The sequence below is a fragment of the Roseivirga sp. YIW32 genome, assembly GCF_057219245.1.
The window spans coordinates 893231-910534 of the sequence record NZ_JBXVVG010000002.1 but is presented as its reverse complement, the minus strand read 5'-3'; the positions used below and the strand labels follow the sequence as shown (position 1 = coordinate 910534).

Annotated in this window: 13 protein-coding genes and 1 riboswitch; of the genes, 5 read left to right on the top strand and 8 right to left on the bottom strand. The window is 44.0% G+C overall.

The genetic code is table 11. From position 1 onward, the window contains the following. Nucleotides 1-64 precede the first annotated feature (64 nt). The 3 genes from AC2D6U_RS12770 (at nt 65) to AC2D6U_RS12760 (ending at nt 3757) form a co-directional block, all read left to right on the top strand. Nucleotides 65-1840: a sodium:solute symporter family protein gene (locus tag AC2D6U_RS12770; protein ID WP_484721376.1), complete on the top strand. Its 1776-nt coding sequence runs from the start codon at nt 65-67 to the stop codon at nt 1838-1840. Between the two features lie 187 nt (nt 1841-2027). Then, complete coding sequence (locus AC2D6U_RS12765; protein ID WP_484721375.1) at nt 2028-3377, top strand: PhoH family protein; 1350 nt, start codon at nt 2028-2030, stop codon at nt 3375-3377. A 14-nt stretch (nt 3378-3391) separates the two neighbouring features. After that, on the top strand, nt 3392-3757 hold the full coding sequence (locus tag AC2D6U_RS12760) for a hypothetical protein (protein WP_484721374.1): 366 nt from the start codon (nt 3392-3394) through the stop codon (nt 3755-3757). Here AC2D6U_RS12760 and AC2D6U_RS12755 read toward each other — a convergent pair. Beyond that, complete coding sequence (locus tag AC2D6U_RS12755) at nt 3744-5078, bottom strand: sensor histidine kinase (RefSeq protein ID WP_484721373.1); 1335 nt, start codon at nt 5076-5078, stop codon at nt 3744-3746. The two genes, AC2D6U_RS12760 and AC2D6U_RS12755, sit on opposite strands and share 14 nt — an antisense overlap. Next, the gene (locus AC2D6U_RS12750; protein ID WP_484721372.1) at nt 5065-6438 is read right to left on the bottom strand and encodes a sigma-54-dependent transcriptional regulator; all 1374 of its coding nucleotides are present in this window, start codon (nt 6436-6438) and stop codon (nt 5065-5067) included. The genes AC2D6U_RS12755 and AC2D6U_RS12750 overlap by 14 nt, the downstream gene beginning before the upstream one ends. A gap of 244 nt (nt 6439-6682) precedes the next feature. On the opposite strand from AC2D6U_RS12750, the gene AC2D6U_RS12745 reads away from it, so the two are divergent. Further along, a complete protein-coding gene (locus tag AC2D6U_RS12745; RefSeq protein ID WP_484721371.1) occupies nt 6683-9085 on the top strand; it encodes an ABC transporter permease in 2403 nt (800 codons plus the stop codon). A 167-nt stretch (nt 9086-9252) separates the two neighbouring features. Continuing rightward, complete coding sequence (locus tag AC2D6U_RS12740; RefSeq protein WP_484721370.1) at nt 9253-9636, top strand: hypothetical protein; 384 nt, start codon at nt 9253-9255, stop codon at nt 9634-9636. A gap of 67 nt (nt 9637-9703) precedes the next feature. Here the strand turns inward: AC2D6U_RS12740 and AC2D6U_RS12735 are convergent, their stop codons facing one another. The 6 genes from AC2D6U_RS12735 to AC2D6U_RS12710 form a co-directional block, all read right to left on the bottom strand. Beyond that, on the bottom strand, nt 9704-10954 hold the full coding sequence (locus AC2D6U_RS12735; protein WP_484721369.1) for a serine hydrolase domain-containing protein: 1251 nt from the start codon (nt 10952-10954) through the stop codon (nt 9704-9706). 86 nt (nt 10955-11040) lie between these two features. Further along, a complete protein-coding gene (locus tag AC2D6U_RS12730; protein WP_484721368.1) occupies nt 11041-11814 on the bottom strand; it encodes a DUF547 domain-containing protein in 774 nt (257 codons plus the stop codon). 79 nt (nt 11815-11893) lie between these two features. After that, nucleotides 11894-13765, bottom strand: coding sequence for a TonB-dependent receptor plug domain-containing protein (locus AC2D6U_RS12725; RefSeq protein WP_484721367.1), 1872 nt, complete (start codon nt 13763-13765; stop codon nt 11894-11896). After that, nucleotides 13752-14741 carry an ABC transporter ATP-binding protein gene (locus AC2D6U_RS12720; protein ID WP_484721366.1) on the bottom strand — a complete coding sequence of 330 codons (990 nt, stop codon included), beginning with the start codon at nt 14739-14741 and terminating at the stop codon, nt 13752-13754. Before AC2D6U_RS12720 ends, AC2D6U_RS12725 begins: the two co-directional genes overlap by 14 nt. Continuing rightward, on the bottom strand, nt 14741-15802 hold the full coding sequence (locus AC2D6U_RS12715; RefSeq protein WP_484721365.1) for an iron chelate uptake ABC transporter family permease subunit: 1062 nt from the start codon (nt 15800-15802) through the stop codon (nt 14741-14743). Before AC2D6U_RS12715 ends, AC2D6U_RS12720 begins: the two co-directional genes overlap by 1 nt. Continuing rightward, nucleotides 15802-16983 carry an ABC transporter substrate-binding protein gene (locus tag AC2D6U_RS12710; RefSeq protein ID WP_484721364.1) on the bottom strand — a complete coding sequence of 394 codons (1182 nt, stop codon included), beginning with the start codon at nt 16981-16983 and terminating at the stop codon, nt 15802-15804. Before AC2D6U_RS12710 ends, AC2D6U_RS12715 begins: the two co-directional genes overlap by 1 nt. 29 nt (nt 16984-17012) lie before the next feature. Next, a riboswitch (cobalamin riboswitch) is annotated at nt 17013-17204 on the bottom strand. Nucleotides 17205-17304 lie beyond the last annotated feature (100 nt).

Below are 17304 nucleotides of genomic sequence, written 5' to 3'. Positions count from 1 at the left end.
TTTTCTATCTTTTCAATTCGAAGTTAAAAAACTTCTAACAAGTCCTTCTAACTTTTCGCTGAGTATGCAACTATCTTCGTTAGACTGGGGTATCATCGCCCTATTTTTTGTGGTTTTTCTGGTCATAGGAATCAGAGTTTCAAAAAAAGCTGGCTCTAGTGCCAACGAGTTTTTCCTTTCCGGAAGAAACATGCCATGGTGGCTCATCGGCGTTTCGATGGTGGCCACCACCTTCAGTGCGGACACCCCAAATCTGGTCACTGACATAGTACGTCAAAACGGTGTTGCCGGGAACTGGGTCTGGTGGGCATTTCTGATCACCGGCATGCTGACCGTTTTCGTCTACGCGAAACTCTGGAGAAAGTCCGGTGTTTTGACGGATCTTGAATTCTATGAAGCTCGCTACAGTGGAAAGGAGGCCGCATTCCTAAGAGGGTTCAGGGCCATTTATCTTGGTGTATTCTTCAATGTCATGATCATGGCTTCCGTTTCATTGGCCGCTATCAAAATTGCGGAGATCATGTTTGGGCTCGAGCCATGGAAAACCGTGATCTATGCCTCTGTCATCACCGTAGCCTACAGCTCCCTGGGAGGCTTAAGGGGCGTGGTGTTGACCGATTTCCTACAGTTCATTGTGGCCATGGTGGGATCTGTGGCTGCAGCGATTTATGTCGTTAACTTGCCCGAAGTCGGTGGATTGACCGAATTGATGAACCATCCGGTGGTATCGACCAAACTCGCCATTGTACCCGATCTCTCCAATAGAGAAATGCTCATCACCTTACTTGTGATTCCTTTGGCCGTTCAGTGGTGGTCGGTATGGTATCCTGGGGCAGAGCCTGGAGGAGGCGGCTACATTGCCCAGCGGATGCTCTCTGCTAAAAACGAAAAACATGCTGTTTCTGCCACCTTGCTTTTTAACATTACGCACTACGCCTTGAGACCCTGGCCATGGATCCTTATTGCATTGGCATCCTTGGTTGTATATCCTGACCTAGCTTCAATTCAAGCGGCTTTCCCAGGCATATCGGAAAGTAAGTTGGGTAACGACTTGGGTTATTCGGCCATGCTTCTTACTCTTCCTAAAGGACTTCTAGGCATCGTTGTGGCCTCATTGATCGCGGCCTACATGTCCACTATTTCAACACACCTGAATTGGGGTTCTTCCTATGTGGCCTACGACTTTTACAAACGATTTGTCAATAATGAAGCAACAGAGAAACAAATGGTGAATGTTGGCCGCATTAGCACAGTGGTCTTGATGATCCTTGCCGGACTTTTTGCGCTGGCCTTGACCAATGCACTCGATGCCTTCCAGATCTTGCTATCGATTGGTGCTGGTACGGGTTCCATCTTTATCCTCCGCTGGTTTTGGTGGAGAATCAATGCCTATTCCGAAATCACGGGGATGATCGTTTCATTTGTACTGGCACTACTTTTCAAATGGGGACCAACTTTTCTGACCAGTATTCCATCAGATTATCAGTTGTTGCTCAGTGTGGGTATCACCACTTTCAGTTGGGTACTTGTGACATTGCTCACTCGACCGACCGACTACAAGACACTTCAAGGCTTTTTTAACAATGTTAAGCCCTATGGAATCGGATGGAACGGCTTCAAGAAGATCGCAACAAAAGAGAATTTGGTGCTTGAAAAAGCAGTTGGTCGTTTTTCTTATGACTTAACGGCCATGTTCGCAGGAATCTTCATTGTGTATGGTCTTCTCTTCGCCATTGGTCAATTCATCTATGGTGAACTCATCCAGGGCTTTATCTTTTTAGCCGTTGCACTTACTTGTACGGTTGCCTTGATAAATCTTTGGAAAAAATTGAGTTTTTGAATCGCGCCTTGGGTCAAGTGAACCAAAAAAATGGCTGACTACTTGCATGAGAAAGTCATAAATCCCTGTGATTCAATCCCCTCTGAAGACTGTTTATTTTTTTCATGATTAAGCCTATCCATAGCGCTTGTTTCGCTCAAATAATTCTTAACTTAATTCAAGTTCTAGTTACTTATTGATCAATCCTATGCCGAGAGCGAAGAAGACCGACCGGAAAATTTTTGTACTTGATACCTCTGTAATTCTTTATGAACACAACGCCATCATGAATTTTGAGGAACATGATGTTGGGCTACCCATCACAGTGCTCGAAGAGTTAGATCAATTCAAAAAAGGAAATGATACCAAGAATTTTGAAGCCAGAGAATTCACTCGGCTTCTTGATAAGTTGGCTCAGGACAAATCACTACAAGATTGGATACCGCTGAATGGAAAGACCAGAGGAAACTTCAAAGTAGTAATGGAAGCGGGCTCAGGTGATCATGAACATGATGCCAACAAAGTATTTGGTGAACGCAAGAATGACCATCGAATCCTCAATGCAGCGCTCCGGCTCAAAGATGAGAATCCTCAGCGCAATGTCATCCTGGTTTCGAAGGACATTAACCTTCGCATGAAAGCGAAGTCCATGGGCTTACCTGCCGAAGACTACGAAACCGGCAAGATCAAGAATGTCGAATCACTCCGGAAAGGGAAAATTGAAATTGAGAAGGTAGATTCTGACATCATCAATCACCTCTATGAAGACGGCACGCTTGAGCCCAAAGAAGTGCTGAAAAGGAAGAAAGCACAACCGAATCAATACTTCATCTTAAAGAGCGACAAAAACTCCATTCTTGCCTATTACAATGCGCAAGATGATACCATTGAAAAAGTAGACAAACGACCAGTTTCAGGTGTTAAACCCAGAAATGCCGAACAGACATTCGCTATCCATGCCGTGATGAATCCGGAGGTAAAACTTGTGACCATCCAAGGTGTAGCAGGAACAGGAAAAACCTTACTTACTCTAGCCGGAGCCTTAGAACAACGCAGGGAATTCAAGCAGATCTATTTAGCGAGGCCCATCGTGCCGCTAAGTAATAAAGACATCGGTTACCTACCGGGTGATATCAAATCGAAACTGAACCCCTACATGGAACCTTTGTGGGATAATTTGAAATTCATTCAAAATCAGTACAAGGAAACGGACAAAGAATTCAAATCCATTACCGAAATGGTGAATAAGGAGAAGTTGCTGATCACACCGCTGGCTTACATCAGAGGCCGAAGTCTGTCGAACATTTTCTTTATTGTGGATGAAGCACAGAACTTAACTCCACACGAGATCAAAACCATCATTACGCGTGCCGGAGAGAATACAAAGATCGTCTTTACAGGAGATGTGCATCAAATCGATACACCTTATCTTGACTCTCAATCTAACGGGCTTTCGTATCTCATCGATCGGGTCAAGGATCATCCGCTCTACGCGCATATCACATTGGAAAAAGGGGAAAGATCAGAATTGGCAAACCTAGCGAACGAATTATTGTAACTATGAATGCCGGATTGAAAAAATTGTTACTTGCCCTGGGGGTACTTGTCTTGCTCTTCTTTCTGTTTGCCTACTATGCCAACTTTAGTAGTGGTTTTCGTGTAGGTGTCCCGGTGAAGCTCAGTAAGAAAGGAGTACTGGTCAAAACCTTTGAAGGACAATTGAATATTGGCGGACTGACCTCAGGAGAACAGGGAGTGATGCCTACCCAATGGGATTTTACTGTGCCCAGCTCAAATGAAAATGCGTTCAAGCGCATTGAAAGTGCCATGGAAAAAGGCGTTAGAGCCAAGCTTTATTACAAAGAAAAGTACATCAAACTACCTTGGCGGGGCGATACCAAGTACTTTGTTTATCAAGTTGAACTTATGAATGAATAGGTAGACGAAGTTCAAATCGAGTCCCATCCTCATCAGAGCTAAAATCAATCGCTCCTTTGTGCGCTTGGATGATTTGTTTTGATAAACTCAGTCCAATTCCCGTACCATTACTTTTTGTCGTAAAAAATGGAATAAAAATGTCTTTGCGGATATCATTAGGTATCCCAGGGCCATTATCAGAAAGTGCTATGATGAAATGCTCAGGATCTAATGACGTCGTTAGTTCAAGTCTTGGATTTTGTGTTCTGACAAGTGCCTCATTGGCATTTTTAATTATGTTAATGAGCACCTGCACTACGAGCTTCTCGTCAATGAACAATGGACTACTCGCCTCAAGTCTAGTTGTTATGTGAATGCCTTGAAGTTCCGGTTGGCAGAGTTGAATGACATGATCTAACAACACCTTACTTTCAACAATGCTTTTTTCCAATATAATGGGCTGCATATAACTTCTATACGCCTTAACAAAAGCCATAAGACCAACACCTCTCTTCTCTATTGACAGAATACTCTTGTATAAATCTTGAAGTTCTTCGGTTGTCAGTCCGTCAGTTCTTAAACTATCGTCCTGCTCAACCATTTTTCTTATTGCCGTAGTTAACGACACCACCGGCGTTACAGAATTCATGATCTCATGTGTTAAGACACGAATCAACTTTTGGTAAGCGTCTATTTCCTGATCCTCCAATTCCGAACTAATGTCCTGAACCATCACTAAAACCAAGGCTCTTCCCATTAATTCAAATGTCTTCTTCTTTACAAGCATTCTTTTTTCTCCCTGCCGAGCAACAAAGATCCAATGACTTGTGCTTTCGCGTTTCAGGTCGGCAACAAAATCAGGTTCATACTTCGCTAACTGATCGAGCTGGCCCAATTTTGGTGTTTTGAATAATGCGCACATTCTCGGGTTATACAAATCAAGTCTTCCTGAATCATCAAAACTCATCATCCCAACGGGTGCCTCTTGGTTTACCATCTGCAGGTACTGATATTGCTCTTCTTTTTCAAGGGTTAGTGTGCGGAATGTTTGGATAACTCTGTTAAACTCTACTTTGAGCTCATCCTTTTCTATACCAACCTCGTAGCGATAATTCTGTGTAAAATCTCGAAAATCAATACCTCGAAAGAACTTCAACATTTCGCGACGGCTTCGTGATACAAAGCGAAAAAGCTCGAGCAATTGCAGCAAACTGATCAGACCAAAGCCAATGGGGGAAATCACAAAATTGGTTTCAAAGTAAGACCAGAACCCGCCATACATGCTAAACGAAATCACTAAAATTCGCATACCGATATGGAGGTTGAACCTACTGGAGCCCATACTTCTCCAGTTTACGGTAAAGCGTAGTACGGCCTATCCCCAATTCCTTCGCTACTTTACTCATGTTTCCTTCATGTTTTTGAATCACACGCTGGACCGTTATTTTCTCCAGTGCCTCTAAATTAGTAGGAGCATCGGCGAGGAACTGATCATTTTTCTTCAATGAAAAGTCTTCGGGTCTTAGTTCATTCGTAGTTGATAGGATGACAGCACGTTCAACGGAATGCTCTAGTTCACGAATATTACCCGGCCATGAATACTGCTCCAATTTGTCGTAAGCCGCAGAGACAACAACGGGAATTGGTTGATGGTAACGCTTACAAAAACGTGCTAAAAAAAGCTCAACCATGGGTTTTATATCAGCTTTTCGCTCACGCAGTGGAGGCAAATTCAACTCGATGGTATTGAGTCGGTAATAGAGGTCTTCTCGAAATGTTCCTTGTTGAATATTTTCCTCGAGGTTCGCATTAGTGGCTGCAATGATACGGACATCGAGTGATCGCGCACGGTGTTCACCTACCCGATTGAATGAGCGGCTTTGAATAACTGTTAAGAGTTTGGCCTGCATCCCTAGCGAGAGATTGCCAATTTCGTCCAAAAACAGTGTTCCTTTCTCCGCCGCCTCAAAGCGCCCCATTCGATCCTCCTTCGCATCAGTAAATGCTCCCTTCTTATGTCCGAAAAGTTCAGATTCAAACAAGCTTTCGGATATAGCTCCAAGATCTACCTGAATAAATACCTCCTTGGCACGAGGAGAGGATTGATGGATATACTTTGCCAGAAGGCCTTTACCGGTACCATTTTCCCCCATCAAGAGAACATTGGCATCGGTACCACTTACCTTATCGGCTACGCTCAACGTTCTTCGCATTTCTTGCGATTCGGCAATTATATCTCCATGGGAAGGAATAAGATGCTGCTTCAAGCCTGCCGTTTGATGTTTAAGAGCATCCACTTCTTGTTCTGCTCTGGCAAGTTTTAACGCATTAGCGACTGTAATTTGGATTTTCTCATATTCCCAAGGCTTTGTCACAAAATCCGTTGCTCCCAACTTCATGGCCTCAACGGCTAAAGACAACTCTCCATATGCCGTTATGATGATGAATTTAATTTGTGGAAACGCATCCCTGAGTTTTTTCAGCCAAACGATGCCCTCCTTTCCATCATTTGTTCCTTTTGAATAATTCATGTCTAGGAGCACCACATCTGCCGGGTTAGCTGTCAAAAAGCCTTCAGCATTACTTGGGTGCTCCAGTGTACTGATCTTGGTGAAGCGTTGCTTGAGTACAACCTCTCCCGTCAGCCGAATATCTTCGTCATCATCAATGATAACCACATGTCCAGGTTGCTTAACCTTCATGAAGCGAGTTTAAAAAATGTTCCTGTTCGAAACATCATTGTGTTTCAGAGTGGAACACTAATCTAAGTAATTTTTTGCAGAATACTTTTACAACTCTGACAGTCAATACTTTACAAAACTGGCATATGATTGGCACGTAGTGGAGTATGCTAAAAACCTTTGACCCAAAGTCGCTAATCCGGACGACATGAAAGAGCACCTTTTCCATACTTTATTCAAATGAAACCTTTAAATTATTACGTTCATGTTTAAGATCTACTTAAAAACGACACTCCGAAATATCGATCGTAACCGAACGAGTACGATAATCAACTTACTCAGTCTGATCATTGGCATAACCATTAGTATTGTCATTTACACGATCATCGACTATCAGTACTCCTTCGATCATTTTCATACCAAGGCAGACCGTGTTTATCGAGTGAATTTCATTCAAGAGGTAGCTTGGGGTCGTGAGTATGGAAGTCAAACCCCAGAGCCTTTGCACAAGGTTTTGCGCAATGATTTCCCTCAAATCGAGGCCGTCTCGCGGACCATCGGACCCATGGAGGTTTCTCTTTTTATTGAAGAGAATAAATTTGACCAAGGAGGAATCCTTTTCGCGGATGAACATTTCTTTAAACTCTTCGACCAGGAATGGGTTCGTGGCGACAAGAATGAAGCCTTTAAGGATCCAAAGGCGGTGATACTTACTGAAAGTACAGCCGAAAAACTCTTTGGTCTAGAAGACCCAATGGGCCGTACCATTGATTTTCAAAGAAGAGACCTTGGTGTGGTCAAAGGAATTGTTAAAGATCCCCGGCTGAATACCAACCTACCCTATCAGATCATCGCCCATGTCGATATGGTGAAACAAGTGCAAGAATTCTATGTTCGTGACAACTGGTATGCCATGAGCATTGGTACCACATGGGTACTACTGCCTGAAAACGTTAAACCTGAAACACTGACAAGTCAGTTACAAGAAATAATTGGTAACAACTTAGGGCAGGAGGCTGCCGAAACCATTACACTAGATCTCGGTCCACTCAAAAACATTCATACCGACGATCGTTTTGGGAATGGAGTCAATTATAGCATTCCGAATGAAACCATTTACGGTCTTTCTGTCATTGCCTTCATTGTACTGGCGACGTGTGTGATCAATTTTGTCAATCTTTCCACTGCACAAGCCTTGAAAAGAAATCAGGAAGTGGGGATCAAAAAGATACTGGGAAGTACTCAAATGCAATTGGCCAAACAATTCTTTATTGAACTCACTCTGCTCTCGGTAGTGGCGGCCTTCTTCTCCCTTTGGTTTGCAGAAATCCTGCTTAGCCAGATCAATCAATTGTTATCTGTCATAAGCATTGACCTGAAAGTAGAAATGAGTTCTGTTGTCTTTGCACTAGGTCTTGTCGTGATGGTCGTGCTATTAGCCGGATTATATCCAGTGAGTTTATTAATGAAGTTTCGGCCAATGGAGGTTATCCGAAGTACATTCACACAGCAAAAAGGAAGCAAAGCCACCTTGCGTAACTCCTTGCTCATTACTCAATTCGTATTTGCTCAAATTTTGATCATCATTGTGGTGGTCTTCAATGCACAATTCAACTACATCGAGCAAAAAGACCTTGGCTTCCAGGTTGACAACATCATCAAATTCAGAGATTTTATGAGATCAAGGTATATGGTGGATGCAACTGAATTGAACGCGGTAAAGGGCATGCTTAAAGAAAGTCCCTACATTGAAGAAGTGACCTACGGAACGGGTGGTCCGAATACTGATTTTTCATGGAATACCACTGTGCGCAACCTAGGTGAGAGTGCTCAACAGGACATAGATTGTGATTACAAACATGTAGACATTGATTACTTGAACATGTTTGACCTCGAGCTCATTGCTGGTCAATGGTTTAGCCAAGCGCAGTATAAAGATACCATACAGAAGGTGGTGATCACGGACTTGCTAAGCAATAAGCTTGGCTTTGAATCTGGCGAAAACGCGGTTGGCGCCTATATAGTCGTCAATGATGCCAAGTCACAAATCGTTGGGGTACTTGCCGATTTTCATACCACAAATCTAAAAGCCGGAATTAAGCCTTCTGTCTTTGAAGGTGACTTTGAAGGTTATAATCAAGGCTTTATGAAGATAAAAGATGGATTCTATTCTGAAGCCACCTCACATTTCGAAAAAATCTCAGTTGATTACAACCCCGACTATACCCCATACTATCAATCGTATACGGATGAATTGGCCAAGGAATACGAAATTGACCAGGTGATCTCTCGATTCATCAATTTTACCGCTATTCTGGCATTACTCATTGGAAGCTTGGGGCTCTATAGTTTAGTTTCTTTTGTGGTACAGCAAAAGACCAAGGAATTGGGGATTCGCAAGGTCATTGGAGCGAATTCGTTAAGCTTAGTTCGCTTACTTTCCGGTAAGTATGTGTTATTCATTCTATTGGCGACACTTTTGGCTGCGCCCTTAGGTTATTTAGGTGCCAACTTGTGGTTGGAAAGCTTTGCTTATCGAACCTCTATAGGGTTTTCTGTTTTTCTGATTGCCTTCGTGGTCACGACGCTTATTGCCATGGCATCTATTGGTTACCGAGCGTTTAAAGCCGTTACGATGAACCCTATCAAATCACTACGATACGAGTAAAAAGTGTTCAAAAACCGTCCAAAAGGTGTACGCAAACAGTACACTTTTATCTTCGGTTTTTTCAATTATTCATTTAATATTCTGTTTTTCAATTACTTACAAGTAATGGCACAGGTGTTGACATATATTACGCAGGTCAAACAACAATTAATTCAAACAACACGGTCATGAAAAGCCCAAAGAATAAAACTCAAGTACACAGAACAAAGGTTAAGAATTTAAGTGCGTTACTCGCCATTGGTCTGGCGGTTATCACTCTTTTCCAAGCCGGAACGGCAAAATCTGAAAAGGCCGAGCGCAACTTGTCAAGTCTGGAAACAGCACTCATTTCTGAAGTAGACGATTGGTTTGCAATTGAGGAAATGACTAGTGAAGAACGCTTGCTAGAAGAGGCCCTCGAGGAATCTGACCATTACAAGGTCTTCAGTCAAGATGGTGATCTATTGATGGAAGGCAATCCAAGTCAAAATGAAAAGCTTCGAAAGTTGGTCAATCAAGCTGAATTCATGAGCAAACTTGGTGGACAGCAGTACTATGCACTTACGAAATAAGCCAGTCTAGCTGGTCTTTAATTAGGGTTAATATGGTCAAAAAGCCGGTCGATTCGATCGGCTTTCTTTATTCATAAAGGGTATCAAAGAGGTCTGTAGAGGGCCATTGCTTCACCAGTTTGATTCCTTCCCTAATCGCCCAACGACTCGTGCTTGGAAAGCTTCCGCGTCGTGGTGTTGTGTTCGAAATGATCACCCACGAATAGCCATTTGTATCTCGCGTTAGGAGGGCTGACGTCCCAGACAATGTGCCGGTTCTCCACCAATGCTCTCCATTGGTCGTTCGCCAACCCAGTGGCCTATTGACTCCTCCAACACCATTGACCATTTGATCAATGCTGGTGCTGCTTAGCATGTCGGGGTACCGAGCCGCATAGCCATCAACCATTACCGCAAGTCTCATCAGATCTGTCGCGGTTGCTAACCAACCGCCTGCCGGACCAAGCATCTCAATGTCATCCGCACCATAGGGTTTGTAAGCCATTTTCCCTGACCCATCAAAGCTTAACTGTTGATTATCAGCACTTCGGTCGTAGTATTTTACCTCATTCTTTTTTCGGTCTTCCAAAAAATTACCGGCGATACTCATGCTTTCAATTCCGAAAGGCTCAAGAATCTCCTCTTGTACCCAGTCTTCGTAATCGTCTCCTGTTACTTCTTCAATCACCCTACCCAAAAGGCAGTAACCAAAATTGGAATAATTAAAGCGCGTACCTGGTCTGTAAGGAAGGTGGCGCTCTAAGACGAACTCTATCACGTCATCAAAATCGATGGGATAGCTTGCTTTATCCATTTTGTGAATTTTGTGTGGGATGAACATGGGATCGCCATAAGTGAGCAAGCTCCAACCTGCTGTGTGATTGAGCAGGTGCTTTACCTTGATCTTATAGACATTCTTATTGCTGACCTTGTCATAGACACCTCCCTTGAGAATTCCTTGCTCTCCAAATACAAAATCGTCGAGTCCAAGTTCACCGTCTTCCACTAGTTTCATGATCGCAATGGCCGTGATGAGTTTGGAAACCGAACCAATTCGAAATTTACTTTCATTGGTGACCTTTTCTTTCTCTTCTAGATCGGCGTAGCCAAATCCCTTGGCATACACCAGCTTTTCGTCTTTAACTATGGCAACGGAAGCACCAACCAAACGCAAGCTGGTCATGACCCGATTCATCATGGAGTCAATAGGCGCTAATTGGGCAACGACATGTGGTTTCTTATCCGTGGAGTCTGTGGGGAAAAAACGGTGGTTTGCATCAAGTGAATTGACCAAGATCAGGATTGCCAGAAAAGAAAACGCAAGAGCGCGTAATCGCATATAGAAATGACCTTATTTAGAAGCCACAAGTATAGTAAAAAATAGGTACTGATCTTCTAATCCAACCGGCTAAAACGGATCAGCGGTTAATTTTTAGGTTTTTGATCGTTCAAGGCCCAATCATAATCGAGGTACCTTATCTTGGCTTTTGGTGCAATTTTTTCCTTTGCGTAGCGGTTCACGAATTCGATAAGTGATTGGTCCTCAGTAAAGTCTCCTGTAAACCATGAGAAGATCTTTGACAACTTGGGCTCAAGGGGGTCAAGCACATTTCGACTAGGATCATTTAAAAACAACGATGCCTGCTCCTCTAATTGCTCATCGATTCGGTCAGGTTCAAAGGCCTCAGCCCTCAGAACGGGGCAAGACATGGAAGCACAATTCACTGCGAAATGAATGCGCGGTTCATTGAAGTCTTTACGCAAGATCTTATGTTCAATTCTATCCAAACTAAACCCTTCTCCTCCGATCTCAAACCATTCTTTATTCCAAATGGTGCTGACTAGGGGTATGGCAATGGTAGGATTAAGGTCTTTAATGCTCTCCAGCGGATAGTTTTCTACGATCAACTTCACAGTAAACGCATTGTAGGCGTTGATCCAATAAGCGAGTTGTTCCTCCTTCGTCCAATTCTCTGCTGGTGGGTTATCTGCGAGCAATTGCGTGTAAGCGTTCAATCGATCTTTATCGTCCAATAAACCTTGGTAATTTACCAGCCCGTCATCAGCGACATATTGTTCAAGAAGTGCTGTCCAGCCCTCATGATCCGGTACAGCAGATCCTTGAGCAAAAGTCTTTGCCCCTTTGGTACAGGAGAACAGAATTAAAAGAGAAGCGAAGAAAAGAACTGATCGTTGCATAGCATAGTGAACACGGGTTCATTCATTTGAGTTGCAGGATTACGTATTAACTCCGTCTTTTGGATCATCGTTGACCTCATTAAAACCTTGCGGTGAGTCCTAAACTGAAATTCACTGATCGCGTGCTGAAACCATACACGCCTATGAAGTCTTCATTTAGTAGGTTATAAACAGCCCCATTGAAGGTCAGATCACCACTAGACAAGCTGTGAGAAAAAGTCAGGTCAAGGACATTGAAGCGCTCCAGCGTTACCAAGAAAGGATCTGTAAAAATGGGACTCTGCCTTTCTCCAAAATGGGTGTAAACGAGCCCAACATTTGTGTTTTTCATCAATTGATACTGAAGACTCGCGCCGTACTTCTGAGCAGGAATTCGAAAAAATTGAGAAGGATCACCGAATTGATAGTTGGCATAATTGGCTGAAAAGCGCAAACCATCCTTTAGTTGGTACGAGAAGTCAGCCTCTAATCCTTGAATCTCTCGTTCTCCTTCAATGTTCTGGTATACCCCTCCTACAAAATTCCCTTGGTCATCAAAAAGAGAAACAAAATCAATGGCATTTTGCTCTTTCCTCTCAAAGTATTCCACATTCAACGTGAACGCTTCCGATAAATAAAGAGAGAAGCCTCCTTCCACTGACGCTGTTTCTTCCGGTGCTAAGTCATCACTTCCATATAGGCTTGAAAAAAGCTGGAACAAGCTCGGCGTCACAAAAGCAGTGGAATAACTGGAGAATAACTTCAACTGCTGATCATTTCCAAGTTCGATCAAGTAAGAAGGGTTAATGGAATAAACCAATTGTGTGCCATAAACGGAATTGTGATTGGCCCGAAGGCCTCCATTCAACGTAAGTCCGGCCACAACATCCCAAGAAAGATGCAAATAGGGGTCAACATTGCGCTGTTTCGGTTGTTCATCCTCTTGGTCATAGCTAAACTCCTGAAACTGTACCCCCATGATTGTTTTTAGCCTTGAAGAAATCACATAGGTATTGCTCACATCAGATTGCAGATTATAACCGTTTTCATTTGCAGGAAATGAAGAAATAAAAGTTCGTTCGATCTGATTGTAGTTCGCCTTGAGCTGAAGCTCTCCTTTCGTATACGACCATTTGGGACTAAAGCCAACACTCAACTGACGAATATCGAATTGATTGTTTTGATCAAGAAAAGCACCACCATCATAATCCGAGACCAAGTGCTCATACCGAAGGTTTCCTTCTAGATGCACACTTGCTGACGGCCGGTAGACAAGTTTTGTACGACCCGTATAACGATGAAAACCATCGTTCTCAAATTCTTGTGTGGGATCTAAACTTGTTGCTGCCGATATGCCTTCACTGATCGAAAACGAAGCCCCGGCTAAGTAATTGACTTTTCCAGTTTTCCCTTGGACCTCAGCATTGGTTTGCATGGATTGAAATGAGCCAACCTCTTGAGCAAAGGTTGTCGATGTTGATTCTTGCGTTGGCTCTTTCAATTTAATGTTGATGACCCCAGCGGCCGCATTTGTGCCATACAGTGTGCTAGCGCCTCCTTTTAACACTTCAATGTACTCGATCTCATGAGCATTGATCAGCCTAAGGTCGTAGTCGTTGGCAATGCTGGACGGGTCATTTACGGGTAGGCCATCGATCAAGATCAGCGTGTGTCTATTTCTACCTCCCCGAATGGTGTAGCTCAAGTTAGTACCCGGTGTGCCGTAGACACCATCTATGCTTATTCCAGGAAGGGTATTGAGCAGATCGGCGACCGTTCTTCCTGCCGTCTGTTCAATCTCTTTTTTGGTGATTTTATAAATGACCTTACCCGACTTCTCGATGGGTGTTTCCAATCGATTCCCCGTTACGACCACTCGACCGAGATCTTGTACCTGTTCTTCTTGTGCCTTTAAAGAGGAACAAATCAGCAAGAGGGCGGAAAGTCCTCCTGCTATGCTAGTTTTCTTCATTCTTTAGTTTGCTAAGTAGTTGTTCTATGTTCTTGAATATGTCTTCACTCCCCTCAATCCTCATTTCGGGAGTAGACATTGTACCGCTAACAGTAATTTTTTGACCTTCTTCAGGAGAGACAAAATACCCAGATCGAAGCAGTGCTCTCTCCACCCAATGAACAATAGGCATATCCCCTTCGAGCCGAATAGGCCGCTTTTTCTCTGCAATTGATCTGACAAAACCTCCCCTTTCATAGCTGAAGTGCACGTTGACCGTTTTGAATGCCTCTTCCAAGTGTCCTTTTAACACCAGGTCCTCCGGTATGCCAGTGGTTATACTCCCTTGGTTGACCAACCAAAGGATATCGGCATAGGTTAAGGCTGTTTCAATGTCATGCGTAGAAATGAGGATGGCTCTATTCGAACGAACAGCCAAGTCCTTTAGCAGATGAAAGATCTCGATGCGATTCGGAGAATCAAGATGTGCTGTGGGTTCATCCAGGATCAACACATCGGTTTCTTGTGCTAAGGCCCGAGCGATCATCACCTTTTGTTTTTCTCCGTCACTGAGTTCGCCAACATGACGATCGGCCATGGCCAGCACCCCGGCAGCCTCCAATGAGCGCTCGATCACCTCCTTGTCTTGATTACTAAGATTGCCTAGCCATGAGGTATAAGGAAATCGCCCCAAAGCGACCAGGGCAAAAACAGTTAGATTCCCGGGTGCTTGATTATCCGTCAGCACCAAGCCTATTTCTCTTGCGATATCCTTCTTGCTGAAGGAGGAGAGTACTTTCTGCTTTAGTAAAACCTGCCCTTCCAAAACCTGCTGTACACCTGATATCGAGCGGATGAGAGTAGACTTTCCTGAGCCATTTGGTCCAAGTAGGCATGTTAATTCACCTGCGAGAAGGTTGAGGTTCAGGTTATTCAAAATGCGCTTCTTGCCGTAACCAACGCAGAGATTATCAATATGTAACGCGGTTTGTTGCATCAAAAACTAGCCTTGAGGTTTCTGCGTTTGACAATGATCCAGATGACGATGGGCGAGCCAACCAAGGCGGTAATGGCGTTCACGGGAAGAACCGTTGAGCTACCTGGCACCTGGGCGATGATATCACAAAGAAGAAGCAAAGCTGCCCCCATAAGTAGGGCGCTTGGCACCAATATTTTGTGGTCTGATGTATTCAATAAACTCCTGGTGAGGTGTGGGACAGCAATTCCAATAAAGCCAATAGGTCCACAAAACCCAGTGATCGCTCCAGCCAAGAGGCTCGTGATCAAAATGATCAGCAACCTGGCCCTGCGAATATTCAAGCCCATGCTTTGGGCGTAGTCTTCTCCTAGTAACAGCACATTGAGGGTTTTGGACAAGAAGAACGTTCCGGCTGTGCCTGCCAGCACCACCACGGCTAAAATCCCTAGTTGGTGATTCGTCACACCGCCCAAGCTACCAAACGTCCAGAGCAGGTATTCTTGAATCTGTTCTGGATTCGAGAAGTACTGCCAAATACTGATGATGGCAACCGTAATATTGGCCACCATGATCCCCACGATGAGCATGATGATATTGTCTCTGATCTTATAGGAAATGGCTAAAATCACCAATAGCACCAACAATGCACCTAATGTCGAAGCTAAGATGATCAACCAGCTGCCACCTATGCCCAAGGCTTTTATGGCAAAAGCCGTGGCCGCACTACCTGAGGCCAACATCACTGCGGCTACCCCAAAACTCGCCCCTGCAGTGATTCCCAAAATGGAAGGTCCGGCGAGTGGATTTCGAAACAAGGTCTGCATTTGAAGGCCCGCTAAAGCCAAAGCACCTCCGGCAAGAATGGCGGTGACCGAACGTGGCAGACGAATCTTTAAGATAATATTCTCCCAAGCTGTACTGTCCGACCCCTCTCCAACTAAGATGCTCAACACATCGGATAGAGGAACACGCACAGAGCCGAGCGCGAGGTCCAAGACAAAAAGAAAGCACACGAGCGCAATCAAAAAGATCAGCCGAGCAGATAATTGAGGCCTTATGTGATGTAAAACGTCGCTCACTAACGCAATTGATTATAATAGACCAATTCGTGATCGGGCAAAAGTTCCGGGTGAAAGATCTTGACCACATCCTTCAACACCACATGAGGTGCCATGACCGCAGATTCGTAATAATCATTCCCTCCATTCGGTCGATAGCGGCCATAGATGTTATAGATCTGGCCGGTCTTGAAAGAGCGAAAATCTTGATAGCGTTCATCCGCTTGAATGATTTCCTCCATGGTTTTCGCTGTACTCGGGACCAACCAATAATCTGCCGTAAGCCCTTGTTGGTACACTATCTCAAAGTCTAATCGAACACTTCCCGTAGATTCGGTAGTAGCCCATGGGTAGCTTGTCTTAGCTACCTGTAAGATGTGATTAGCAAAGCTGTTCCCCCCTGCTACATACCAAGAATCTCCGTCGGCTAAGCCTGTCACCACCGAGGGCCCGGAACTTACCTTTTCCTCTACTAGGGCTAAGGTTTCATTAAAGGCCATTTCGATTTCGGCGAACACTACATTAGCTTGCTCTTCTTTGCCCAAGAGCACGCCCAGTAGTTTGATCCACTCTGCTCTACCCAAAAGTGTTTTTTCCTGCCAATCAGCATTCATTACAACCGAAAGCCCTGTTCGCTGAAGGGTTTGATAATCATCATTTTGTGAATTGGGATAACCCACACCCATGAGTAAGTCTAAATTGGAAGCTAAGGTCGTTTCGAGGTTGAGTTTCCCAGATGGAGCTAATTCTGTGATCGATCCATTGTCAACTAGGGCTCTAATTTCTTCATTATAGATATACCTCCTTGTTTCAACTGCCACCAAATTTTCAGTAGCCTCCAATAAATTGAACATGGGCAAGTGCGTAGTAGAAAGGGCTCCGATTCGTTTGACGGGTAATTGAATGACCTGATTCTCTTGGAAGGTCGTTGGTGCCTGTGCCTTTTCGGTGACCAATGCAAAACGAACCGTATCGACAAAATCATTGTAATGTCTAAAAAGCAACAGTTCTCTCCAGTCTTGATAATCGATAATATCAAAACCAATGGCATGGGTGATAATAGTTTTGGAGGAGTAGGACTGATTTGACTGATGGGTATCATCAGTTTTATTTTGAGGCTGGCAAGCGAGCAGCCAAAAGACAGATAGCCAGCATAGGATGATCCACCTACCCTGACTGAATTTGGGGTTCAGTTCTTTCATAACTAATGGCTTTTCCTCAGAAAGCATGTTAGTGCACATGTTCAACGGCAGGTCTTCTGACTTTCCCGATTCACTGAGCCTTCCCGTCACGAATTAGACAGTGGCATTTGTCAGCGAATGAAAAAATGGGATTACAGCAGCTGGGACTGTCCAGGATTCACACCTGATTCCCTTTTAATCCATACCGACGTTGGTATGGAACCCTTGAGGCATCACAAAGGTATGCATTTATTTCATATCGAAGGAATGTTGTACGGAGGGAAGTGTTTTGTATCGTTGGCTCATCTCAAATGAAAGACGCTCTCCATACATCTGACTGGC

What these genes read in the sequence shown, in the direction of transcription:
- AC2D6U_RS12730 (WP_484721368.1), bottom strand. Translation starts at nt 11,814, where the DNA reads ATGCAACGATCAGTTCTTTTCTTCGCTTCTCTTTTAATTCTGTTCTCC.
- AC2D6U_RS12770 (WP_484721376.1), top strand. Translation starts at nt 65, where the DNA reads ATGCAACTATCTTCGTTAGACTGGGGTATCATCGCCCTATTTTTTGTG.
- AC2D6U_RS12735 (WP_484721369.1), bottom strand. Translation starts at nt 10,954, where the DNA reads ATGCGATTACGCGCTCTTGCGTTTTCTTTTCTGGCAATCCTGATCTTG.
- AC2D6U_RS12745 (WP_484721371.1), top strand. Translation starts at nt 6,683, where the DNA reads ATGTTTAAGATCTACTTAAAAACGACACTCCGAAATATCGATCGTAAC.
- AC2D6U_RS12750 (WP_484721372.1), bottom strand. Translation starts at nt 6,438, where the DNA reads ATGAAGGTTAAGCAACCTGGACATGTGGTTATCATTGATGATGACGAA.
- AC2D6U_RS12710 (WP_484721364.1), bottom strand. Translation starts at nt 16,983, where the DNA reads ATGAAAGAACTGAACCCCAAATTCAGTCAGGGTAGGTGGATCATCCTA.
- AC2D6U_RS12740 (WP_484721370.1), top strand. Translation starts at nt 9,253, where the DNA reads ATGAAAAGCCCAAAGAATAAAACTCAAGTACACAGAACAAAGGTTAAG.
- AC2D6U_RS12725 (WP_484721367.1), bottom strand. Translation starts at nt 13,765, where the DNA reads ATGAAGAAAACTAGCATAGCAGGAGGACTTTCCGCCCTCTTGCTGATT.
- AC2D6U_RS12720 (WP_484721366.1), bottom strand. Translation starts at nt 14,741, where the DNA reads ATGCAACAAACCGCGTTACATATTGATAATCTCTGCGTTGGTTACGGC.
- AC2D6U_RS12755 (WP_484721373.1), bottom strand. Translation starts at nt 5,078, where the DNA reads ATGGGCTCCAGTAGGTTCAACCTCCATATCGGTATGCGAATTTTAGTG.
- AC2D6U_RS12765 (WP_484721375.1), top strand. Translation starts at nt 2,028, where the DNA reads ATGCCGAGAGCGAAGAAGACCGACCGGAAAATTTTTGTACTTGATACC.